Below are 22,324 nucleotides of genomic sequence, written 5' to 3' on the forward strand. Positions count from 1 at the left end.
GGGAAACCGGTCTGCGAAGCGACTGACGCCGGGTTCGGCAACGGATAGGCTGTGCACGATGATCCGCTCGCGACGACGGGAGATGGCTGTGGCCAGAACGGCTGAGGCGGCCGCCAAGGGAGCCGGAGTGGCGGCCGCCCTCTTCCTGGCCGCGACGGCGCTCGCGCCGGGTGCGAGCGCGGGCGAGGGACCGAAGATGAAGATCGGCAACTACGAGGTCGCCAACAACCGCTGGAACGACCACTCGTTCGTGTGGTCGGTCACCCACTCCTGCGGCGCACCCGATTGCGGCACCTACTTCACCGGCCCGGTCATCAACCCCGACGACGGCAATCTCAACGTGATCGCCATCCCCCGACCGCTGAAGAGTCAGCGATTCCAGAACACGGCGTTCCATCAGGACGGGCGATACACCCTCACCGTCGACGTCATCGACGGGGTGCGCTGCGTCGGCTACAACCTCCCGTCCCACGACGTGTACTCGTGGGATGCCGTCTCGCTGGCGGGCACCATCACGTCGACCTACGGCGCGGGATGCTATGGCGCACCGGGTGGTACGAGCACCTACGACTTCTCGCTGACGCGCTTCTGACGGACGCGGGCGGCGCGGTGGCTCAGATGTCGCCGCGCGTCCACGTCGCGGCACCGTTGCGGACGTCACACGACAGGAACAGTCCGTCCGGCGCCTGTGCCATCTCACCGTCACGCCCGGAGCAGTTGGCGCCCTCGGTCTTGATGCCCCGCACCTCCAGCGACCGGAACCACCGCGGCGCCTTGCGTCGTGGCGATCCGCAGAACACTATCCGACCCCACGACGTCACGCCGAAGACGTAGTAGGTGGTGTTCGAGCAGGGCGCACCGAGGACGGCGCCGGGCTGGATGCCGGGCACGCACGACGGGTCGTTGCACTCGGCGACGGGGGGCGGCGGGGGCGGCTCGGCTGCGACGGGCGGCGCCGTGAGCACTCCGACGGCCAGCAGGCCGGCGGTCGCCGCGGACAGGGCTTTACGCACGATAGTCACTGTCGCACAACGGAGACTGGAAGTCTCCCGATCGGAGAAGATCGACGCTCGCGGCCCCCATCGAGGACCGGCATCGGCCGGTGCGAAGCCGTCCGGTGGTCGTCGCCAAAGTGTTATTCTCCCACGTAAGAACGGCATTGCCGCCGAGCCGGCCAACCGAGGAGCAGATCGTGAGCCGAATGAGGACGCTCTCAGGCGTGGCCATGTCGGCGGTGGCCGCCGTCGGACTCGCCGCTGCGCCCCAGGCGGGGGCCGAGTACGAGGAATTCGCCATGAACGGCACGTATTCCGTTGTGTCGAACGGTGAGTGGGCCCGCATGAACGACCGGTACCAGGACGAGCCCTCGGTTCGGAGCACCTGGACGGTCGCCACGACCTGCACGTCGGCCATCACGTGCGCGGGCACGGTGACCAGCAGCCTCGGATGGACCGAGAACGTCTACACCGGCACCGGAAACATGTGGTACGTCAAGCACTACGTCCCGGACTGGATCCCGTGCCCGGACGGCACCCGGGCGCCGGGCCTGCAGGTCTACCGCTTCTACCCCTCGTCCGAAGAAGGCCTGTCCCAGCGCATCTCGGATCTGTGGGTCGGCGAGGACCAGACCACCGGCGAGAGCGGCAACTGCGGCCGCAACAAGTCGCTCGTGCTCAATCTGCCGGTGAAGATCACCAAGCTCTCCTGAGACCGCCGAATCCGGGCGCACACACCGTCACCGGTGTGTGCGCCCGGATCCGTCAGTGCAGCAGAAGGTCCTTCCAGGTCGTGACGAGTGGCTTCTCCGCCACGAGGTTCGTCACCTTGTACAGCTTGCCGTCGGATCCCACGTACTCGCCGGTGCGCGGATTGTATTGCGCAAACGCGACACTCGGTCCGCCGTCCTTCTTGGCCGGCCCGAAGGCACTCGGTGCAGCGGGGATCGCACCACCGTCGACGGGCGGGACGACCACGTCGCCGGCGGGAGGCGCGACGGGCTGCACGGGTGGCGCGCCGGGGGCCGGTCCGACGGCCGCGGCGGGCAACCCCTCGGGTGCCGGTCCCGGCGGTGGGCCCAGCGGCGCGATGGGCTGTCCGTTGAGCGAGTTCCCCTCGGGCGGTGGGGGCGCGATCGCCGTGGCGATCGGAGCCTCCAACGGCGACACCGGAGTCCCGAACGGAGCCGCGTTCGGGGGCGTCCCGGCTGGGACCGCTCCCGGCGGGAGAGGCGTGCCCTCGACCGGTGCGTAGATGTCGTCGCTCAGGGTGGCGCGGTCGTCGATCGGGACGCCCTGGGCCACCAGGCTCGGGTCGAACGGCGCCGGACCCGTTGCGTGCTGACGCATCGCCAGCGGCTGAAAGGGCTTGTCGCTGTTGCAGATCTGCACGGTGGGCGCACGCTTGCCCGGCTTCCTGATGCACGGGAAGTTGCGGGCGCCGCGCACGGAGATCGGCGAGTCCTGCGGCAGCTTGCAGTAGATGTCGTCGGGTGTGTCGATGTCCGACTCGTCGGCGGGCGACCGCCACGACGAGGGCGGAAGGAAGCCCACCGTGCATGCGGGAGGATCGCTGACCGTGGCCGCGAAGTCACCTCGGGCGCCACCGGTCGAGTCGGATCCCGACGAATACGACTGCTGCTGAGCGAAGTACGGCGGCAACAGCACCAGCAGCTGCTCGAGGGACGCGTTGTACGTCATCAGGATCTCGCTGACGGTGCCCAGATTTCCCAGCAGCACGGGCAGCGTCGGCTTGAGTTCGGTCAGGAAGCTCGACACCTCGTCGGAGAACCCCGGGAACGTCTGCAGCACCGTGCGGACCTGGGGGTCGTTCGCGGCGAGTTGCCCCGTGAACCCGGACAGGCTGCGGGCCCACGTGCGTATCGAGTCCGCGGTGGCGGCCTGCCCCTCGAGCAGCGGACGGCTGTCGTCGGCCAACGTCCTGGTCTGCTCGGCCACGCCGTTCAGCTCCGAACTCAGCGTGGCGCCGGAGTCGAGCAGCGACCCGAAGTCGAAGCCGGCCCCGTTGAAGCCCTTGTAGGTCTCGTCGAGCAGCGCGCTCAGGCGGTCGGAGGGGAAGGTGCCGACCAGCGTGCTCACCTTGTCGAGGACCGGGCCCACCGCCGGTGGCAGCGAGACGTTCCCGCCCTCGATGACCGACCCGCTGCCCAGGAACGGACCCGAGTCGGTACGCGGCCGCAGGTCGACGTACTGCTCGCCGACGGCCGAGACGCTGCGGACCTGAGCCTCCAGATCTGCGGGCACCTTCGGCGACGTCGCGATCGACAGCGTCGCCACGGCACCGGAACCGGTGAGCCGGAGGTCGGTGACCTTGCCGATCTCGACACCGCGGTAGGTGACGTTGCTGAACCGGTAGAGACCACCGGAACTCGGCAGCTTCAGCGTCACCTCGTAGCGTCCGAGGCCCAGCAGCGTCGGAAGCTGCACGTAGGAGAACGCCATCCACGTCACGCCGATGATGGACACGACGGTGAAGATCGCGAGCTGCACCTTGATGAATCGCGTGAGCATCAGCTACCCCCTCCGTACGGGCCGGCGAAGATGGGTCCGCCTCCCGGTGGCGGCGGCGGACTGTCCACCATCGCCCCGTCTGCGTTCTGCTGGGGCACCACCGGCAGCACCGGTCCGCTGATGGGCGGCGGTGGTGGTGGCGGCGCCTGCGGGGCGGACCCCGGGCCCGGGAGGCTGCGCTCCGCACCCGGCGGGTCGGCGGTCAGCCCGGCCGTCGGCGGGTTGCCGGGCAGCGCGGACAGGGGACCACCGGGTGGCTGCGGCGCGAGCGGCCGCCCCAGCGGGTCGAAGGTGTAGCGCTGGAAGAACGGCTCGCCGGGCAGCGGCACGAGGTCGCGACCCTCCTGGCCGGCGCGCGACCCGAGGAAGATCGACTTGCGCAGCCGTGGTCCGGAGATGTCGACCGTCGCGAAGAGGTTGATGAAGTCGCCTCGCACCGCGCGGTCGATCAGGTTCTGCCCGTACGGGAACACCGTCGCGTACGCGAGGCTCGCGTCGAGGTCGGGTCCGACGTCGGCGAGCGCCTTGATGGTCGGCTGGAGGTTCTTCAGATTCGTCGCGAGGTCGTCGCCGGAGTCGTTGACGAGCCGCGTCGCGACGTCGCTGAACTGGCCGAGTTTGGTCAGGGCCGTCGTCAACTGCGGCCGTTCCCGGTCCAGCACCTCCAGGGCGCGCGGGATCCGCTGCAGCGCACGGTCGATCACGTCCCGGCGGTCGGCGAAGTTGGACGCCACGCGGTTGAGGCCCTCGATGGTGGCCACCAGGCTCTGGCGCTGCTGATCAAGGACGCCGATGAACTCGTCGAGACGCGTCAGCAGATTTCGCCAGTCCTCCTCGCGCCCGGACAGCGCCTGGTTGAACGTGTGGACGACGTCGCCGATCTGACCGAGACCGCCCGCGTTGACCACCACCGACAGCGACGACAGCGTCTCCTCCGTGGTGGGGTAGGTCGACGACTCGTTGAGCCCGAGGGTGGAGCCGGGCGGCAGCGCGCCCTCCGGCGCCTGACCCAGCGGCGGGTTCAACGCCAGGTGCATGGACCCGAGCAGGCTGGTCTGGCCGACGCTGGCCACCGCGTTGGCGGGGATCACGACGCCGGGCTTGACCGAGATCTCCACGTTGGCGTGCCAGTCCTGCACGGTCATGGTGCCGACGCTGCCCACCACGACGTCGTCCATCAACACCGGTGAATTCGACTCCAGTGTCGCGACGTTCGCGACCTGCACGGTGTATTGGACCGCGTCGGAGCCACGGCCCACCGCGCCTGGCAGCGGCAGCGAGTTGACGCCCTGGAAGGCGCAGCCGGTGGAGGTGACCGCGATCGCGGTGCCCACCGCGAGCAGCCGTGCCACGGTCGCCCGCTGTCGGGGAGGACGCATCCAAACTCCGCTCGTCATGATGGTGGCGTCCCCTCGGCGGGCAGGAGCGGCCCGACCGGCGGTGCCGGCGGCGGTTCGGCGGGCATCATCAGGTCCGGCAGGCCGGGATCGGCAGGCGGGGAGCCCGCCGCCGGTGGCGCGACCGGCGGTCCGATGCGCGGCGGGTCCGTCGGCACCGGCGCTCCCGGGTACAGCGCGGGGAACGGCGCGATGTTCGGCCGGTCCGGTGCCGAGAACGGCCCCGGCGGAGGCGGTCCCATGCCGGGCGGCGGCGGCACGTCGCCTTCGAGTCCGGTGTAGGCCGAGACGTTCGGCAGGTTCTCGGGCACCCTCGGCTCACCGCCCGCGCCACCCGGTGCGAGCTTGGGGTCGGCGTACACGATGTTCTCCGGACTGGCCGACTTCGCGAGGTACGGGTTGAGCGGCACCGGGATGTAGTTCAGGTTGAGCAATCGCAGTGCCGGTCCGAGATACTGCTGGCACAACTTCGCCGTCTCGGGAGCGGTCGTGTTCTGGGTGGCGCCGATCATGCCGCAGACGAACTGCATCGGGCTGGCGAGGTTCGGGATGGAGAAGCCACCGCGTGGGGTGCCGGTGTCCGGGTCGTAGATGTTGTAGCCGTTGGCGAACGAGTTCGGCGCCACGTGCAGGACCTGCTCGAGGTCGGTCTTGACGTCGACGAGCGTCTGCGACACCTGCCGCAGCCCCTCGAGCTGTTCGACGGTCTGGCTTCGGGTGTCCACCACGAAGCGCTTCACCTCGCCGATCGCCACCGACAGGTCGGTGAGCGCCGCGTCGAGGTCGGACTTGCTGCCGTCGAGCACGCTGGACAGCGATGCCAGCCGGTCGTTGAACGACACGATCTGCTCGTTGCTGTCCCGCAGCGCCGTCACGAAGATCTGCAGGTTCTTGATGATGCCGACGAAGTCACCGCTGCCCTCGGCGAGCACCCGGCCCACGCCGGACAGTTCGGCCAGCGTCCGGCGGAGCTTGTCCCCGTTGCCCGCCAACGAGTTCGCGGCACTGTCGATGAACCGCCCCACCGAGCTGGTGGAGGTGTCGCCGGTCGGCGCGAGGTCGGTGGCGAGGCGCTCGAGCTGCTCCTTGACCTCGTCCCACTCGACCGGTACTCCGGTGCGATCCATCGGGATCACCGCACCGTCGGCCAGCGTGGGGCCACCCGTGGTCGACCGGTACGCCGGGGTCAGCTGCACGTACCGCGCGGCGACGAGGTTCTGCGCCACGATGATCGCCTTCGCGTCCTCGGGTACGGGGACGCCGCGGTCCACCGACAGGGTGAGCCTGGTCTGCGTGCCCTCGGGGTCGATCGAGTCGATCGTGCCGACCTTGACCCCGGAGATCCGGACCTCGTCGCCGGGATAGATCGCGGTGGCCGCGGAGAAGTACGCGGTGATGGTGGTCGGCGCGAACACCAGCGCGCGCAGGACGAGGAACCCGCCGGCGACGAGTGCGACCACCAGTGCGGTCGCGACGGCCGGCACCAGCCACTTCCGGGACGTCGCCATCATCGCGACCCTCCGGGGATCGCGTTGTACGGAATGGGGAACTCCGCGCGCGGCCCGGTCTCGGGGGTGGTCGGTGGCCTGCCGGCGCCGAATGCGCCGCGGCGGAAGCCGAAGGCGTAGTCCATGAACGGCTGCAGCAGCTGCGCCGGCTGGAAGTTCGGCACGTAGGCGGTGTAGTAGAAGCCGCTCGAGACCGCCTCACCGAGGATGGTCTGGTACTTGGCCGCGCCGGGGATCGCCTTGGCGAGGTTGTCGCGGTTGCGCACCAGTACCTCGTTCACCTTGTTCAGTCGCTCCAGGGTCGGGGCCAGTTCGGCCTCGTTGTCCTTCACCAGGCCGACGAGCTGCTTCGACACCGCGGAGGTGTTGGCCAGCAGGTCGACGATGGCCTGGCGGCGCTCGACCAGGATCGCGAGCAGGTCGTTGGCGTTCAGGATCAGGCTGTTCACCTGCCCGCTGCGCTCCGACAGGATGCCGGTGACGCTGGAGGCGGTCTTGAGCAGTTCGCCCAGGTTGCCGTCACGGCTGTTGAGCGCCTGCGACAGTCGGGACAACCCGTCGAACGTCGGGCCCAGACGCGGCGAGATCTGATCGAGGGTCGTGGTCAACGTGTCCAGCGACTGGTTGAGCGCTGCGGTGTCGGTGCCGGCGGTGTTGCTCGTCAACTCCCCGACCGCATCGCTGAGCGAGTAGGGCGACGACGTCCGCGCCACCGGGATCGGCGCGGTACGGCTGAGGGCACCGTTGCCTGCGGACTCGAGCGTGACCACCCGCTCGCCGAGCAGGGTGCCGGTCTTGATCTGCGCCGTCGTCTCCGACCCGAGCGGGTACTTGCTGGCGACGGTGAAGTCGACCAGCGCCTCACCGTCGGCCAGCGTCACGTCGGTCACCGCACCGATCTTGATGCCGGACAGCGTGACGTCGTTGCCGACGCTGATCCCGCCCGCCTCGGCGAAGAGTGCCTGGTACTTCAGCGAGGTCGCGTAGGCCAGCAGACGTTCCGGCTGCAGTCCGACGGCGATGACGAGAATGGCGAGCACGACGCCCATGAAGCCGGCGCGCGCGAGTTTCGCTCCGCGATACTTGAGCATTACGGCTCAGCGCACCTTCCGTTTTCTTGCTTCACGAAGGGGAAGAACGAGGCCCTGCCCTGCAGGTCCGTCACCTTGATGGACAGTTCGCAGATGTAGTACTGCACGAAGGCACCGTAGGAGCCGATGCGGGCGAGCTTGCGGTAGTTGCCCGGGGCCCGCATCAGCGCGCCGTCCAGATATCCCTTGCCGCTCTCGAGATTCGGGGCCAGCCGGTTCAACTCGTCGACCGTGCCCGCGAGCGGCGGCCTCGCCTGCGTCAGCAGGTCCGCCAGCGACGCGGTGCCGTTGTCGAGCGAGGTGATGGCCGTGGCGATCGGGTCCCTGTCCGTGGACAGCCCCGAAATGAGCTTCTCCAGGCGGTCGATCGCACCCGAGAACTGGTCGCCGTCCTTGGAGATGGTGGCCAGCGTCGTGTTCAGGTTCTCGATGAGTTGCTGGACGGTTTCGTTGTTGTCCGCCACCGTGTTCGAGAACGACGACGTACGCGAGAGCAGGGAGTCCAGCGCGCCCTCCTGGCCCTGGAACACCTGAACGAGGGACGCGCTCAACGCGTTCACGTCCTGGGGGTTGAGCCCCTGCACCACGGGCTTGAGCCCACTCAGGAGGAGGTCGAGGTCGAGCGCCGGTTGGGTGCGGTCGACCGGGATCTGCGCACCCGCGGGCAACAGCATCGTCGAGCCCGGCCCGTCGATCAGGTCGAGGTAGCGGTCGCCCGTGAGGTTCAGGTAGCGGATCGCGGCCTGCGTGCCGCTGGTCAGCTTGACCTTGTCGTCGGCGTCGAAGTCGACGACCACGTTGCGGTCGGACTGCAGCGACACCTCGGTCACGGTGCCCACCCGGATGCCGGCCACCCGCACGGTGTCGCCGACGGCCAGCCGGGACGCGTCCTTGAACACCGCCGAGTAGTCGTTGGTGGACCCGGTCCGGTACTGCCCGAACGTGAAGAACAGGAACACCGTGAGCACCAGCATCACGACGGCGAAGGCGCCGAACTTGAGGATCATCCGCCCGGAGCCGGTCATCCGGGCTGGCCGATCTGTGCGGTGTTGCGGGGCGGGCCGTCGATGGCGCCGAACAGCGCCTGCTTGAGTCCGTCGGAGTTGAGCAGCACGCCCTGGTTGCCGTAGCTCCACGGGTTGGCGCCGACGTCGGCGACCAGGAACGGCGGCCGCTTGTTGTTCGGCACGATGGGCAGCATCTGGTCCTTGCAGGACGGCCCGCTCTTCGCCGCCACCTTGGGCAGGTCCTGCGGGTAGCGGTACCGCTCGACGCCCAGGGTGAAGTTGGCGGTCACGTCGACGCCGGGGCGATCGAGTGCCGGGGTCTGCAGGAACGGGATCAGGCCCTGGATGCCGCAGCGCAGGTTCTCCTGGTACTGGCTCGCCGTCGACAGCGTCGGCACCAGCATCCGCAGCAGATCGGTCAGCGGCTGGCGGCTCTCCCCCACCACGTCGTTGCCCACGTCGGCCAAACCGATGGCACTGACGAGGAATCCGTCGAGGTTCTGCTCCTGATCGACCACCGTCTCGCTGATCCGGGTGGTGCTGTCGAGCACGTCGAGCAGCTCGGGCGCGGTGTCGGCGTAGCCGCTGATCGCCACCGGCACCACCTCGAGATCGCGGTTGATGTTGCCCAGGCTGGGATTGAGTTCGTCGAGCAACTGGGAGAAGTCGCTCACCGTCTGGCCCAGTTTCTCGCCGCGGCCCTTCAGCGCCCCCGACAGCGCACCGAGGGTCTCGTTGAGCTTCACCGGATCGACGGCCTTGAGCACCGACGTCAACTGCTGGAACAGGGTGTTGGTCTCCACCGTCACCCGCTGGGCGTCGAGCTGCTGGCCCTTGACCAACGGCGTCGACGATGGGGCCGCCGGCGCCACCAGCTCCACCGACTTCGCCCCGAACACCGTCGAGGACGAGATGTCCACGGTCACGTTGCCCGGAATGTCGCTCAGCTGTTCGGGATCCATCGCCAGGTGCAGTACCGCCGTGCCGTCGGACCGGGTCTCGATCGACTCCACCTGACCGACCTGCACGCCCCGCATCTTCACCTTCGCCTCGGGGTTCATCACCAGACCGGCGCGCTCGGAGACCACCGTCACCGGCACCGTCGTCCCGAAACCCCCACTGAACAGACCCACCGACACGAACACGATGCCGGCGAGCACCGCGACGGTCAGCAGACCGGCGAGCGGGCGCACGTAGGACTTGGACATCGGAGCTGGTCCCCTATCCCGACAGGTTGAAGTTGCCGTTGGCGCCGTAGACGGCCAACGAGACGAGCAGGGTCACCGACACGACCACGATGAGGCTGGTGCGCACCGCATTGCCCACTGCGACACCGACACCCGAGGGGCCGCCGGTGGCGAAGTAGCCGTAGTAGGTGTGGATGAGCAGGATCGACACCGCCATGAGGATCGCCTGCAGGAACGACCACAACAGGTCGAACGGGTTGAGGAACGTGCTGAAGTAGTGGTCGTAGAGACCGCCGGACTGCCCGAACAGCACCACCGTGGTGAACCGGCTCGCGAGGAACGACAGGATCACCGCCACGGAGTAGAGCGGGGTGATCGCGATCATGCCTGCGACGATCCGGGTGGAGACCAGGTAGGGCACCGGCGGGATGCCCATCGACTCGAGCGCGTCGATCTCCTCGTTGATCCGCATCGCGCCCAGCTGCGCGGTGACCCCGGCGCCGAACGTCGCCGCGAGTCCGATGCCCGCGACCACCGGGGCAGCGATGCGCACGTTGATGAACGCCGACAGGAAGCCGGTCAGCGCCTCGATGCCGATGTCGCCCAGGCTGGAGTAGCCCTGCACGGCCAGCGTGCCGCCGGTGGCCAGGGTGAGGAACCCCACGATCACCAGCGTGCCGCCGATCATCGCCAGCACGCCTGCGCCCATGGAGATCTCGGCGATCAGCCGGATGATCTCCTTGCGGAAGTGCGACGCCGCGTACGGCGTGCCGCCGAGGGCGCGGCCGAAGAACAGCGTCTGGTCGCCGATCCGGCTGAGTACGTCGACCGGACGACGCGCGGTGCTCACCGCGCGCGGGAAGCGACTGCGAACGACCTGCAAGGTGCCCATCAGCGCACCCCTACTTCGCCGTCAACTGGATGCCGATGGCGGTGACCACGACGTTGATCACGAACAGCGCCATGAACGCGAACACCACCGTCTCGTTGACCGCGTTGCCCACCGCCTTCGCGCCACCGCCGGTGATCATCAGGCCGCGGTAGCACGCCACCAGACCCGCGATGAGCCCGAACAGCAGCGCCTTGACGCTGGAGATGATCACCTCGGGCACGCCGGTCAGCAGGGTGATGCCGGCCGCGAAGGCGCCAGGGTTGACGTCCTGGACGAACACCGAGAAGAAGTAGCCGCCCAGGATCCCGATGATGACCACCAGGCTGTTGAGCAGGAACGCCACCAGGCCAGAGGCCAGCAGCCGCGGCGTCACCAGCCGCTGCACCGGGTTGATGCCCAGCACCTCCATGGCCTGGATCTCCTCGCGGATGGTCCTCGACCCCAGGTCCGCGCACATCGCGGTCGCGCCGGCGCCGGCCACGATCAGCACCGTGACGAGCGGACCCACCTGCGTCACCGCGCCGAATGCCGCGCCCGCGCCGGAGAGGTCGGCGGCGCCCAGCTCGCGCAGGAGGATGTTGAGGATGAAGCTGACCAGCACCGTGAACGGGATCGCCACCAACATGGTCGGCGCCAACGAGACCCGCGCCACGAACCAGGACTGCTCCAGGAACTCCCGCCACTGGAACGGCCGCACGAAGATGAACCGGAAGGCGTCCACGCCCATCGAGAACAAACCGCCCACGGCCTGCATCGGCGCTCCGAGTCCCTTCGGCAGCGAGATGCCCGGCGACCACCGCTCCGGTCCCTTAACCGCCATGCGAACGGGATCCCTTCCGTTTGGTCGCGGCCGACGTGGGTATCGGACCGTCCAGGTTCTGCGCCAGTGCGATTCGCTCACCGCCGCTGTCGTGGACGGTCTTTCCGCGCAGTGGGTGGAACGACTCGACGCACTGTGCCACACGGATGGCACCCCGCGGGTGGCCTTTGACCGGAAAACTGACGCCGGGTTTCGCAGCAAACTCTTTCCGAGACTGACGTTCTCGGTGCAGAGACGCCCGGATGCCGGGCCGAATTCGGTCGCACGAGCGCCCGGCCGGAGCGTCGACCTCGGCGGAGGCGTCGGCCTCGATGGCGCGGACCGCGGTCCGCACGGAGGCGACCACACCGTCGGCGGATGGCATCGAGCGTCCGCCCGAGCGGGCGTGCATCGAATCCGAACGGCGTTCGTCCACTTCGCTTCTCATGAACGATGACTCCCCGGCGCGGACGCCGTCACCGCACGGGGCCCACGCCCCGCCTGGGGCGCAGGGGGACGCGTCACGACCACCGGCACGGCGTCGTCGCGACCGACGCGGCACCGACGCAGAGCCGGCGCGCCCGCACCCGGTCGGCCGATCGGCGGCCGGGTGGGGATTCGTGCGTCGACGGCCACGCACGGCAACCGTCGGCACGCGATCGCAGGCAATCGAGACACCATACAGACCACCTTCGACGTGTAACGCGGATCGTGCGGCGGCAGCCGAGGGGCCCGAGGGTCCGCACCGCCGTCCGGAACGGTCGGCGGCGTCGAACTCCATCGTGGTCTCGTCGTCCCCCATGCCGGTCAGGTGACGGCGCCGGCCGTCTTGAGTTCGATGATGCGGTCCCAATCCAGATCGAGTTCGAGCAGGATCTCGTCGGTCTGCTCGGCGAAGCCGGGCGCTGGCCCGGTGGACGGTGCGCCGACGTCGAACTGCACGGGGTTGGCCACCAACTCGAGTTCGCCCGTGCTGACGATGTATTCGTTGGACCGGATCTGCGGGTCCTGGGCGGCCTGCAGCGTGTCCTGCACCGGCGCCCACGGCCCCAGCAGCGTCGCGAAGCGCTCGGTCCACTCGGGCAGCGTTCGGGTGGCCATCACTTCACGCAGTATCTCGACGGCGTCCGCCGTGTGTTCGGCGATGCTCTCGGCGGTGGCGAAGCGCGGATCGTCGACGAGGTCCTCGCGGTCGACGTGCCTGCACACGTCCGCCCAGAACTTGGTGGGCTGCATCATGACCAGCGAGATGTAGCGATCGTCCTTCGTCCGGTACACCCCGACCAGCGGATTGATCGGCGAGCCGTGCACACCTGGCGGCGGCTGCACCATCAACTGGTCGAGGTGCGAGGTGAGTGCCACGGTGTGGCCCATCGCCCACAGACCGCTGCCGAGCAGCGACACGTCGACCACGGAGGGCTCGCCCGTGCGCTCGCGCTTGAGCAGCGCCGCGGCGATGCCACCCGCGAGGTTGGTGCCGGAGATGGTGTCGCCGTACGCCGGTCCCGGCGGGCCGATCATGCCCTCGATGCCCGGCGGCGTGATGGTCGCGGCGGTACCCGCCCGGCACCAGAAGGCAGTCATGTCGTAGCCACCCTTGGTGGCCTCGGCGCCGCGCGGACCGAGCGCACTCCCCCTGGCGTACACGATGTTCGGGTTGACGGCGCGGATGTCGTCGACGTCGATGCCGAACCGGGTGCGATGCCCCGGCAGGAAGCTGGTCAGGAAGACGTCGGCCCTGCGCGCCAGCTCCAGCAACACCTCGAGCCCCTCGGGCTTGGACACGTCGAGGCCGATGCTGCGCTTGCCGCGGTTCGCGTGCTCGATGTTCGGGTTCGGGTCACCCTCGACGCGCAATGGCCCGGTCTGACGCAGTCCGCGCTGCGGGTCGCCGGTCACGGCGTGCTCGACCTTGATCACGTCGGCGCCCCACTCGGCGAGCACGGCGCCCGCCGACGGGACGAACCCGTACATCGCGACCTCGAGGACGCGGATCCCGTCCAGCGGCCCGGCCACTAGCCCACCACCGTGGCGAACGTCTTCGACTCCAGGAACTCCTCGAGCCCGGCGGCGCCCATCTCCCGGCCGATGCCCGACTGCTTGAACCCGCCGAACGGGCTGTCGGGGCTGAAGTAGTTGCCGCCGTTGATGGAGAACGTTCCGGTGCGGATGCGCCGCGCGATGCCCAACGCACGCTCCTGGTCGCCGAAGACTGCGCCCGAGAGGCCGTAGATCGAGTTGTTGGCGATCCGGACGGCGTCGTCGTCGTCGTCGTAGGCGATCACCACGAGCACCGGTCCGAAGACCTCCTCCTGGGCGATCTCGCTGTCGGGGTCGACGCCGGTGAGCAGCGTCGGCGTGTAGAAGTACCCCGGGTCCTTCTTCTCGCCGCCGGTCACCAGGGTGGCCCCCGCCTCGACCGCGCGCTGGACCATCGCGTCGACCTTGTCGCGCTGCTTCTCGCTGATCAGCGGTCCCATGTAGGTCTTCGGGTCGGTCGGATCGCCGTACCGCACGTGCGCGAAGTTGGCCTTCACCATCTCGACGATCTCGTCGTGGTGCGCGCGCGGGACCAGCAGCCGCGACGTCAGCGCGCACCCTTGGCCGGCGTGGGTCACCATGCTGAACGCCGAGAACATGGCGGCGGTGCCGAAGTCGGCGTCGTCGAGCACGATCGCCGCGGACTTGCCGCCGAGTTCGAGGAAGACCTTCTTCAACGTGTCGCTCGCGGCGGCCATGATGCGCCGGCCCGTCGGGGTGGAGCCGGTGAAGGTGACCATGTCGACGTCCGGGCTGGTGGTCAGCACGGCACCGACCTCCGGGTCCGAGGAGCTGAGCACGTTCACGACACCGGCCGGGATGTCGGTGTACTCGGCGATCAGCTCGCCGAGCGCCAGGGTGATCAGCGGTGTGTCCGGTGCGCCCTTGAGGACCACCGTGCACCCCGCCGCCAGTGCGGGGGCGAGCTTCGCCAGCGCCAGCTGGTTCGGGTAGTTGTAGGCGATGATCGCGGCGACGACGCCGCCGGCCTCCTTCTCGACCCAGCGGTGGTGCTGCATGCCGCGGCTCTCGATGTTCCCGAGGTCCTCGGTCAGCGGGTACTCGCGCAGCAGATCGGCGTAGTACTTGACGATCGCGATCGGCTGGTCGAGCTGCGCGCCCTGGGTCAGCGCGGGAGTCGCGCCCACCTCGGCGGTGGTCAGCGCCGCGAGTTCATCGCGGTGCTCGACGAGTGCGTTGTGGAACTGCTCGAGGCAGTGCACCCGGAAGGGCACGTTGGTGGCCCACTCGCCGGCGTCGAAGGCGCGCCGGGCGGCGGCGACCGCACGCTCGGCGTCGGCCACGGTGCCGTTGGGCGCGTGCCCGAGCACCTCGCCCGTCGCGGGATTGAGGGACGGGAAGGCGTCGGACGCCCCGACCAACTCCCCGTCGATCAGCATCCGACGATCGGCACCGGTGGACTCGCCGTCGGCGGTCTCGGGTCGGCCGTCGGAGATGGTCGGCGTCTGGGACATCCAGCCTCCTGGTTCGTGGTGTGACGGTCTGAGCGCCACTGTGATGGAAACTTCATTCTCATCAACGGCGAATCTTACATTCGCTAAACGAGAACACAAGGATGACTAGATGACCTAGTCAGGTCGGCAGGCGTGTGAGAATGGCCGCCGTGCCGACGCCATCTGGGGGGTGGCCGATCTTGCGGTCTGGATCACATGGAGAGTACGGTTCTCACAATCGAAAGGGAGATTCTTGATGCTTGAGGCGAGACTGCGCGCCGAGGCGGCCACGTGAAGAACGCCGTCGTCACGGGTGGTGGATCCGGTATCGGCCAAGCCATCGCGAACAGGTTGCGCGCCGACGGATACAACGTCGCCATCCTGGACCTCACTCCGTCGGACACCGAGTTCAGTTTCGTCGCCGACGTCACCGACCGGGCGGCAATCGACGAAGCGCTCACCGGAATCCGCGCCCAACTCGGGCCCGTCTCGATCCTCGTGAACGCCGCAGGCCTGGACAGCTTCAAGAAGTTCCACGACGTGTCGTTCGAACGCTGGCTGCGGGTGGTCGACGTCAACCTGCACGGCGTCTTCCACTGCATCCAGGCGGTGCTGCCCGACATGCTCGAGGCGGGGTGGGGGCGGATCGTCAACATCTCCTCGTCGAGCACGCACTCCGGAGCGCCGTACATGGCTCCCTACGTCGCGGCGAAGTCCGCGGTCAACGGGCTCACCAAGACCCTCGCGCTCGAGTACGGACCCAACGGCATCACCGTCAACGCCGTACCACCCGGGTTCATCGACACGCCGATGCTGCGCGCGGCCGCCGACAAGGGCTTCCTCGGCGACATCGAGCAGACCATCCAGGCGACCCCGGTCCGGCGCATCGGCAGGCCCGAGGACATCGCCGCGGCGTGCGCCTTCCTCATCTCCGAGGAGGCCGGCTACATCACCGGGCAGATCCTCGGCGTCAACGGCGGCCGCAACACCTGAGCCGGCTCCACCCTCACCTCAACGATTGCTCGACGAAGGGACAACCCGTGGGACGCGTATCAGGCAAGGTCGCATTCGTCACCGGCGCCGCACGCGGCCAGGGCCGCAGCCATGCGGTCCGGCTGGCCGAGGAGGGTGCCGACATCATCGCCATCGACCTCTGCGAGAACGTCGACACGATCGGCTACCCGATGGCCACGCCGGAGGATCTCGAGGAGACCGCCGCGTTCATCGAGAAGACCGGTCAGCGCGTCTACACGGCGAAGGCCGACGTCCGTGAGGCCTCCCAGCTGAGGCAGGCCGTCGACGAGGGCATGGCCCGGCTGGGCGGACTCGACATCGTCGTCGCCCAGGCCGGCGTCGCGGGCATGAAGGGCCAGCCGCCCCTGCAGGCGTGGATCGACGTCATCAACACCAACCTGATCGGCACCATCAACGCCATCCAGGTCGCGCTGCCCCACCTGAAGGAGGGCGCGTCGATCATCGCCACCGGATCGACCGCCGCGCTGATGGACACCAGCAAGAAGGACAACCCGGGCAACGACCCGGGCGGCATGGCCTACGTGCACTCCAAGCGAGCGCTGTCGAACTTCGTCCACGACCTGGCGACCGAACTGGCGCCTCGGGGCATCCGTGCCAACGTGGTGCACCCGACCAACTGCAACACCGACATGCTCCGCAGCGAGCCGATGTACCGCTCCTTCCGGCCGGACCTCGAGAAGCCCGAACTCAAGGACGCCGAGCCGGTCTTCTACGTCCAGCAGGCCATGAAGGTGCCGTGGGTCGAGCCAGAGGACATCAGCAACGCCGTGTTGTGGCTGGCCTCCGACGAGGCGCGCTTCGTCACCGGCGCGCAACTGCGCATCGACGCCGGCGGCTACCTCAAGTGGTACGACTACCACAACTGACACGTTCCATCCGCAGGCGTTCGAGAAGGAGTTGCGACAGTGAAGGTTTCGGTTGACGGGCAGCGCTGCCAGGGCCACACCCTGTGCGCGATGATCGCGCCCGACTCGTTCGAACTCGACGACGTCGACGGTCATGCCTCACCCGTGTCCGACGAGGTGCCCGCCGACCAGGAGGACCAGGTGCGCGAAGCCGTCCATTCCTGTCCAGAGCAGGCCATCGTCATCGAATGACGGTGCCCGACCAGGCCGCCCAATCACCAGGAGACACCGCCGTGAGCATCGACGACGTCACGCGTGACGACGACCGCAAGCGCAACACGTATCACTTCGACCGGCACACCCCCGAGTACCGGCATCGCTTCGCCGAGATCACCGAGGAGATGCACGAGAAGTGCCCGGTGGCGTGGACCGACGTCTACGACGGGCACTGGGTCGCGGCCGGCAGCAGCGAGGTGTTCGAACTCGCCCGCTGCCCCGTCGTGTCCAACGACCACGACCTGCACGGGGAGCGAAAGGGCTACCAGGGCATCACGATTCCCAAGGCCCAGCGTGCGACCGTGGTACGCGGCGGCATCCTCGAGATGGACGAGCCCGACCACAGCACCTACAGGGGTGCGCTCAACCCGTATCTGTCCCCCGCCGCGATCAAGCGGTGGGTGCCGTTCGTCGACGAGATCACCCGCGCCGCCGTCGACGAGAAGATCGAGTCCGGCCACATCGACTTCGTCGACGACCTCGCCAACATCGTGCCCGCGGTCCTGACGCTCGCGATGATGGGCATCGAGCTGAAGAAGTGGATGATCTACAGCGAGCCGGCGCACGCCGGGGTGTCCACGCCCGAGCACTCGCCCGACGCGCCGCGTGTTGCCGAGATGAACCGGCAGATGGGCATCGACCTGCTCACGGCGATGTTCGAGATGAAGGAGAACCCGCGGCCCGGCCTGATCAACGCGCTGCTGCAGCTGCGGATCGACGGCGAGCCCGCGCCAGACCTGGAGATCATGGGCAACCTGGGCCTCATCATCGGCGGCGGCTTCGACACCACCACCGCGCTGACGGCCCATGCGCTGGAATGGCTGTCGGAGAACCCCGCCGAACGCGAGCGGCTCAGTCGCGAGCGCGACGCGCTGCTGCACCCCGCGACCGAGGAGTTCCTCAGGTTCTTCACCCCCGCGCCCGGCGACGGTCGCACCTTCGCCGAGGACGTCGAGGTCGACGGCCAGCGCTTCAAGGAGGGCGAGCGACTCTGGCTGTCGTGGGCGATGGCCAACCGCGACCCGTCGGTGTTCGAGCAACCCAACCAGGTGGTTCTCGACCGGAAGGGCAACCGACACTTCAGCTTCGGCATCGGCGTGCACCGCTGCGTCGGATCGAACGTCGCGCGCACGGTGTTCAAGTCGATGCTGACGGCAGTGCTCGACCGGATGCCGGACTACGTCTGCGACCCCGCCGGCACCGAACACTACGAGACCATCGGCGTGATCCAGGGCATGAAGCACCTCCCCGCCGACTTCACCCCCGGCAAGCGCCTCGGGCCAGGCCTCGACGAGACCCTCGAACGCCTGCAGCGGGTCTGCGACGAGCAGCTCCCCGCCCGCCCGATCACGGAGCACAAGGACGCCGTCGTCATCGACTGGTAGCCCCTCCCCTTCTTCGGCGAGCGTGCGTGTCTGCGGGCGACACGCCGAGCCAAAAGCCGAGTTTGCGCACGCTCGCGGGTGGGTCGGTCGTGGGCCGGGTCCCGGACGCGGTCGGCCGGACGACGACGCGCCGCCTCTCCGGTGGTGGAGGCAGTGTCTCGCTGGTGCGTCAACGAATGGTGACGCGTCCGGTTGCGGGCATGAAAGGCCGACGGCGTCGAGGACGCCGCGTCCGCGCCGGCTACCCGAACTCGTCCGCGATGCAACCCGTCACCCAGTCAACCCGCGCGAACGTGCATGAACTCCTGCTGGGAACCGGCGTGTCGCCCGCAGACACGCACGCTCGCGAAAGGACCCGACCCCGACCGCTCAGCCGCGGGGGAGTCCCAGCACCTGCTGGGCGATGATGTTGCGCTGGATCTCCGAGGTGCCGCCGGCGATGGTGCCGGAGAAGCTGCGGGCGTAGCGCTCGAACCAGCTGGCGAAGTAGTGGTCGAGGTTCATGTGCGCATACGGCCCGGAGGTCGACGGGTGGATGAGCCCGTCGGGTCCCGCGCCGGTGAGAGCGTTTGCCGCGGCGCGCATCTCGGCCTCGGCGCCCAGCAGCTTGGGAATCGACACCGCCGCGACGTCGACCTCGCCGCGCGACGCCTGCGCCAGGCCGACCGACCCGAGCAGGCGCAGCGCCTGGTAGTCCATGATCGTGCTGGCGAACTCGTCGCGCTCGAGCGCGTTCGACGGCCGGAAGTCCGCGATCGAGTTGGCGATCCGGTCGGCGAAGCCGAGCCACATCATCGTGCGCTCGTGTCCGAGTGACCCGTTGATCACCTTCCAGCCGCCGTTGAGCGGCCCGACGAGGTTCGCCGCGGGCACCCGAACGTCGCTGAAGAAGACCTCGTTGAAGTCGGTGTTCTCCTCGCCGCAGAGGTCGGCGAACGGGCGACACACCACACCGGGCAGATCGGTCGGGATGATCAGCGCGCTGATCCCCTTGTGCTTGGGCGCATCTGGATCGGTGCGGACGAACGTCAGCAGCCAGTCCGCGTCGTGGGCGCCGGAGGTCCACACCTTCTGGCCGTTGACCACGAAGTCGTCGCCGTCGCGCACCGCACGCGTCCGCAGCGACGCCAGGTCCGAGCCTGCGCTCGGCTCGCTCATGCCGAGCGACGCGGTGCGCTCACCGCGCAGCACCGGGACGGCCCACTCGTGCTTCTGCTCGTCGCTGCCGAACGTGATGAGCGACGCCGCAACGATGTTCACGCCCTGCGGGTTGAAGCTGTGGTAGATGCGGCGGGTGCACAGTTCCTCGAGGTGCACGTACTGCTGCAGCACCGACGCGTTGCGCCCGCCGAACTCCGGCGGTTGGGCGGGCAGCAGCCAGCCGTTCTCGAACAGCAGGCGCTGCCAGTCCCTGGCCCACTGCGGCATGTGCGACACCGAGCGCGGTCGCTCGAGGGTCTCCGCCGCAGACGGCAGGTGCTCGTCGAGGAAGGCGGAGAACTCCGCGCGGAACTCGTCGACGTCGGAATCAAATGAGAGTTGCATCGAACTCCTCCGCAATCATCGCGCGGTGCTCCGAGGCGCCGCCGAGCATCAGTTCTCCGGCCTTGGCCCGCTTGAGTGCGAACTGCAGGTCGTTCTCCCACGTGAATCCCATGGCGCCGAACGTCTGCAGGCCGTGCCGGAAGACGAGAGCCTGACACTCCCCCGCGGACGCCTTGGCCATCGCGGCGGCCAAACGCCGGCGCGGATCGTCGGCGGCGATCGTGAGCGCCGAGAAGTAGGACAGGGCGCGGGCGCGTTCGATGGCGACGTGCATGTCGACCGCCTTGTGCTGGATCGCCTGGAACGAGCCGATCGGCACGCCGAACTGGTGGCGGCTCTTGGCGTGTTCGAGTGCGAGGTCGAGGATGCGCTGGCACGCGCCGACCATGGTGATGGACATGCCCATCAGCGCGATGTGGCGCGCGCGTTCGGTGTCCACCTCGAGCCGGTCGGCGTCGGCGACGTGGGCGCCGGCGAACGACACCTCGGCGACGTGCAGCACGGGGTCGAAGGTCGCGCTGCGGCGCGTCGTCACGGCGTCGGCGCCGACGAGGAACACCCCGGCGTCGGTGACGACCGCGAATCGGTCGGCGCGGTCGCCGTCGAGCACGAAGCGGTCGGTACCACTGAGCACCCAGCCCTCGGCGTCGCGGTAGGCGCTGATCCCCGAGTACACCGCACTCCCGGACCCCTGCGGGTCGAAGCGGTCGCCGACGAGCGGCGCGAACTGCGTGACCGTGGCGAGGAACGGCGTCGGGTCGGTGGCGCGGCCGAGTTCCTCCAGCACGATCGCCAGTTCGACGGCGTTCTCGGTGTCGGTCAGTTCGGTCCAGCCGGCGTCGACGTAGGACTTCCAGAGCGGGGTCGCGTCCACTCCGTCCTCGGCGACGTTGCGGACGAACGAGGCCGGGCACTGCTTGCCGACCGCGTCGCGCACGGTCTCCTGCCATAGCCGCTGATCAGCGTCGAACTCCAGTAGCACGCGAAAGCCTCCCAATGACCGTTCAACCTTGACTGCGAGAATAGCATTCTCGCAATCGGTGTCGTCATTCTCTCGAACGGAGCGCACCGCTTCTCCGAGCGGGAAGCTGAGCGGGTGGACAGCGGGGCTCCTACCAGCGTCGACGCTAAGCGAATCGCTTGAGAACATAATTCTTGATCCGGAAGAACAAGGCTCTACACTGGCATCAGGACGGTCGCTTCCCGCCCGGACACGAACGAAGGATGGTCGCGTGAAGGAAGTCAACGATGGCGCGGGCGGGGTCGTCGAGGTGCCCGTCATCGACACCAGCGTGCACATCTTCACCCAGTCCAACAAGGACCTGCGGCAGAACTTCATGCAGGAACCGTTCCGCAGCCGCGGCTTCCCGGACTACGAGATGGACTGGTACGGCGCGCCCGGCGGCGAGTACGCAGGTGACACCGAGGGTCCCGACGGGGAGTACCCCGGCTCCCGCCCCGAGATCGCCGCCAAGCACCTCTTCGACGACCGCGGCGTCGACGTCGCGATCCTGCATCCGATGACCCGCGGCATCATGCCCGACCGGCACCTCGGCTCGGCGATCGCCGCCGGCCACAACGAGATGATGGTGACCCGCTGGCTCGATCACCCCGAGTTCGGCGACAGGTTCCGCGGCACGCTCCGGGTCAATCCGGACGACATCGCCGGAGCGTTGCGGGAGATCGCGAAGTACAAGGACCACCCGCGGGTGGTGCAGTTGGGCGTTCCCCTGCAGTCCCGCGAGCTCTACGGCAAGCCGCAGTACTGGCCGCTGTGGGACGCGGCGGTCGACGCCGGACTGCCCGTGGCGGTGCACTTCGAGGTGGGGTCCGGCGTCCAACTCCCTCCCACACCCAACGGCCTCACCCGCACCTACGAGCAGTTCGTCGGCTTCACCGCGCTCAACTTCCTCTACCACCTGATGAACATGATCGCCGAGGGCGTGTTCGAGAGATCGCCCGACTTGAAGTTCGTCTGGGCGGACGGCGCCGCCGACATGCTGACGCCCTTCATGTGGCGGATGGACTGCTTCGGCAGGCCGCATCTCGAGCAGACGCCGTGGGCGCCGAAGATGCCCAGCGACTACCTGCCCAACCACGTGTACTTCGTCCAGGGCGGCCTCGACGGGCCCGGCGACGTCGACTTCGCCGGCGAGTGGGCCGGTTTCACCGGCAAGGACGACATGGTGATGTACGGATCGAGTTACCCGCACTGGCAACTGAACGAGCTGTCGGTGCCCAGTTCCTACAGCGCGGAGCAACGCGACAAGTTGTGCTGGCGCAACGCCGCCGAACTCTATGGCATAGACATTCCGGCCATCGCGGCTGCACAGTAG

20 protein-coding genes are annotated in these 22,324 nt (G+C 68.5%); 7 read left to right on the forward strand and 13 right to left on the reverse strand.

Annotated elements, in window-relative coordinates; all coding sequences use genetic code 11:
• Positions 1-88 precede the first annotated feature (88 nt).
• A complete protein-coding gene (locus tag AC1MEY_RS13495) occupies positions 89-592 on the forward strand; it encodes a hypothetical protein (RefSeq protein WP_480231099.1) in 504 nt (167 codons plus the stop codon).
• 22 nt (positions 593-614) lie between these two features.
• Here AC1MEY_RS13495 and AC1MEY_RS13500 read toward each other — a convergent pair whose 3' ends face one another.
• Positions 615-1,013: a hypothetical protein gene (locus tag AC1MEY_RS13500; protein WP_480231100.1), complete on the reverse strand. Its 399-nt coding sequence runs from the start codon at positions 1,011-1,013 to the stop codon at positions 615-617.
• A gap of 188 nt (positions 1,014-1,201) precedes the next feature.
• Between AC1MEY_RS13500 and AC1MEY_RS13505 the strand changes: the two genes are divergently transcribed.
• Complete coding sequence (locus AC1MEY_RS13505; protein WP_480231101.1) at positions 1,202-1,708, forward strand: Rv2253/PknI dimerization domain-containing protein; 507 nt, start codon at positions 1,202-1,204, stop codon at positions 1,706-1,708.
• A 52-nt stretch (positions 1,709-1,760) separates the two neighbouring features.
• Here the strand turns inward: AC1MEY_RS13505 and AC1MEY_RS13510 are convergent, their stop codons facing one another.
• From AC1MEY_RS13510 to AC1MEY_RS13555, 10 genes are all read right to left on the reverse strand, one after another.
• Positions 1,761-3,527, reverse strand: a complete 1,767-nt coding sequence (locus AC1MEY_RS13510; RefSeq protein ID WP_480231102.1) for an MCE family protein — start codon at positions 3,525-3,527, stop codon at positions 1,761-1,763.
• On the reverse strand, positions 3,527-4,906 hold the full coding sequence (locus AC1MEY_RS13515) for an MCE family protein (protein WP_480231103.1): 1,380 nt from the start codon (positions 4,904-4,906) through the stop codon (positions 3,527-3,529). The genes AC1MEY_RS13510 and AC1MEY_RS13515 overlap by 1 nt, the downstream gene beginning before the upstream one ends.
• 14 nt (positions 4,907-4,920) lie before the next feature.
• Positions 4,921-6,435: an MCE family protein gene (locus tag AC1MEY_RS13520; RefSeq protein ID WP_480231104.1), complete on the reverse strand. Its 1,515-nt coding sequence runs from the start codon at positions 6,433-6,435 to the stop codon at positions 4,921-4,923.
• Complete coding sequence (locus tag AC1MEY_RS13525) at positions 6,432-7,523, reverse strand: MCE family protein (RefSeq protein WP_480231105.1); 1,092 nt, start codon at positions 7,521-7,523, stop codon at positions 6,432-6,434. The genes AC1MEY_RS13520 and AC1MEY_RS13525 overlap by 4 nt, the downstream gene beginning before the upstream one ends.
• The gene (locus AC1MEY_RS13530) at positions 7,523-8,548 is read right to left on the reverse strand and encodes an MCE family protein (RefSeq protein WP_480231106.1); all 1,026 of its coding nucleotides are present in this window, start codon (positions 8,546-8,548) and stop codon (positions 7,523-7,525) included. The genes AC1MEY_RS13525 and AC1MEY_RS13530 overlap by 1 nt, the downstream gene beginning before the upstream one ends.
• Positions 8,545-9,738 carry an MCE family protein gene (locus AC1MEY_RS13535; RefSeq protein WP_480231107.1) on the reverse strand — a complete coding sequence of 398 codons (1,194 nt, stop codon included), beginning with the start codon at positions 9,736-9,738 and terminating at the stop codon, positions 8,545-8,547. Before AC1MEY_RS13535 ends, AC1MEY_RS13530 begins: the two co-directional genes overlap by 4 nt.
• 13 nt (positions 9,739-9,751) lie before the next feature.
• Positions 9,752-10,609, reverse strand: coding sequence for an MlaE family ABC transporter permease (locus AC1MEY_RS13540; RefSeq protein ID WP_480231108.1), 858 nt, complete (start codon positions 10,607-10,609; stop codon positions 9,752-9,754).
• Positions 10,610-10,619: 10 nt separating this feature from the next.
• Positions 10,620-11,429, reverse strand: a complete 810-nt coding sequence (locus AC1MEY_RS13545; RefSeq protein ID WP_480231109.1) for an MlaE family ABC transporter permease — start codon at positions 11,427-11,429, stop codon at positions 10,620-10,622.
• A gap of 786 nt (positions 11,430-12,215) precedes the next feature.
• Positions 12,216-13,382 carry a CaiB/BaiF CoA transferase family protein gene (locus AC1MEY_RS13550; protein ID WP_480231466.1) on the reverse strand — a complete coding sequence of 389 codons (1,167 nt, stop codon included), beginning with the start codon at positions 13,380-13,382 and terminating at the stop codon, positions 12,216-12,218.
• A gap of 41 nt (positions 13,383-13,423) precedes the next feature.
• Positions 13,424-14,923, reverse strand: a complete 1,500-nt coding sequence (locus tag AC1MEY_RS13555) for an aldehyde dehydrogenase family protein (protein ID WP_480231110.1) — start codon at positions 14,921-14,923, stop codon at positions 13,424-13,426.
• 270 nt (positions 14,924-15,193) lie between these two features.
• Here AC1MEY_RS13555 and AC1MEY_RS13560 point away from each other — a divergent pair, with 270 nt between their 5' ends.
• The 4 genes from AC1MEY_RS13560 to AC1MEY_RS13575 are packed head-to-tail and all read left to right on the forward strand — an operon-like array spanning position 15,194 to position 18,443.
• Entirely contained in the window at positions 15,194-15,895 is a 702-nt protein-coding gene (locus AC1MEY_RS13560; protein ID WP_480231111.1) for an SDR family NAD(P)-dependent oxidoreductase, read from the forward strand.
• A gap of 47 nt (positions 15,896-15,942) precedes the next feature.
• Entirely contained in the window at positions 15,943-16,803 is an 861-nt protein-coding gene (locus AC1MEY_RS13565) for a mycofactocin-coupled SDR family oxidoreductase (protein WP_480231112.1), read from the forward strand.
• Between the two features lie 39 nt (positions 16,804-16,842).
• Entirely contained in the window at positions 16,843-17,034 is a 192-nt protein-coding gene (locus AC1MEY_RS13570) for a ferredoxin (RefSeq protein ID WP_480231113.1), read from the forward strand.
• A 41-nt stretch (positions 17,035-17,075) separates the two neighbouring features.
• Entirely contained in the window at positions 17,076-18,443 is a 1,368-nt protein-coding gene (locus AC1MEY_RS13575) for a cytochrome P450 (RefSeq protein ID WP_480231467.1), read from the forward strand.
• Between the two features lie 369 nt (positions 18,444-18,812).
• Here AC1MEY_RS13575 and AC1MEY_RS13580 read toward each other — a convergent pair whose 3' ends face one another.
• Entirely contained in the window at positions 18,813-19,988 is a 1,176-nt protein-coding gene (locus AC1MEY_RS13580; protein ID WP_480231114.1) for an acyl-CoA dehydrogenase family protein, read from the reverse strand.
• Positions 19,972-20,970 (reverse strand): acyl-CoA dehydrogenase family protein, encoded by a 999-nt coding sequence (locus AC1MEY_RS13585; protein WP_480231115.1) that lies wholly within the window; start codon positions 20,968-20,970, stop codon positions 19,972-19,974. The genes AC1MEY_RS13580 and AC1MEY_RS13585 overlap by 17 nt, the downstream gene beginning before the upstream one ends.
• Positions 20,971-21,220: 250 nt before the next feature.
• Between AC1MEY_RS13585 and AC1MEY_RS13590 the strand changes: the two genes are divergently transcribed.
• Complete coding sequence (locus tag AC1MEY_RS13590) at positions 21,221-22,324, forward strand: amidohydrolase family protein (RefSeq protein ID WP_480231116.1); 1,104 nt, start codon at positions 21,221-21,223, stop codon at positions 22,322-22,324.

It is taken from the genome of Mycobacterium sp. PTI7, assembly GCF_056679845.1.

Bases quoted from the DNA above. Each gene is read 5' to 3' on its own strand.
- AC1MEY_RS13505 (WP_480231101.1), top strand. From the start codon at position 1,202: ATGAGGACGCTCTCAGGCGTGGCCATGTCGGCGGTGGCCGCCGTCGGA.
- AC1MEY_RS13510 (WP_480231102.1), bottom strand. From the start codon at position 3,527: ATGCTCACGCGATTCATCAAGGTGCAGCTCGCGATCTTCACCGTCGTG.
- AC1MEY_RS13515 (WP_480231103.1), bottom strand. From the start codon at position 4,906: ATGCGTCCTCCCCGACAGCGGGCGACCGTGGCACGGCTGCTCGCGGTG.
- AC1MEY_RS13520 (WP_480231104.1), bottom strand. From the start codon at position 6,435: ATGATGGCGACGTCCCGGAAGTGGCTGGTGCCGGCCGTCGCGACCGCA.
- AC1MEY_RS13525 (WP_480231105.1), bottom strand. From the start codon at position 7,523: ATGCTCAAGTATCGCGGAGCGAAACTCGCGCGCGCCGGCTTCATGGGC.
- AC1MEY_RS13530 (WP_480231106.1), bottom strand. From the start codon at position 8,548: ATGACCGGCTCCGGGCGGATGATCCTCAAGTTCGGCGCCTTCGCCGTC.
- AC1MEY_RS13535 (WP_480231107.1), bottom strand. From the start codon at position 9,738: ATGTCCAAGTCCTACGTGCGCCCGCTCGCCGGTCTGCTGACCGTCGCG.
- AC1MEY_RS13540 (WP_480231108.1), bottom strand. From the start codon at position 10,609: ATGGGCACCTTGCAGGTCGTTCGCAGTCGCTTCCCGCGCGCGGTGAGC.
- AC1MEY_RS13545 (WP_480231109.1), bottom strand. From the start codon at position 11,429: ATGGCGGTTAAGGGACCGGAGCGGTGGTCGCCGGGCATCTCGCTGCCG.
- AC1MEY_RS13550 (WP_480231466.1), bottom strand. From the start codon at position 13,382: ATGTACGGGTTCGTCCCGTCGGCGGGCGCCGTGCTCGCCGAGTGGGGC.
- AC1MEY_RS13555 (WP_480231110.1), bottom strand. From the start codon at position 14,923: ATGTCCCAGACGCCGACCATCTCCGACGGCCGACCCGAGACCGCCGAC.
- AC1MEY_RS13580 (WP_480231114.1), bottom strand. From the start codon at position 19,988: ATGCAACTCTCATTTGATTCCGACGTCGACGAGTTCCGCGCGGAGTTC.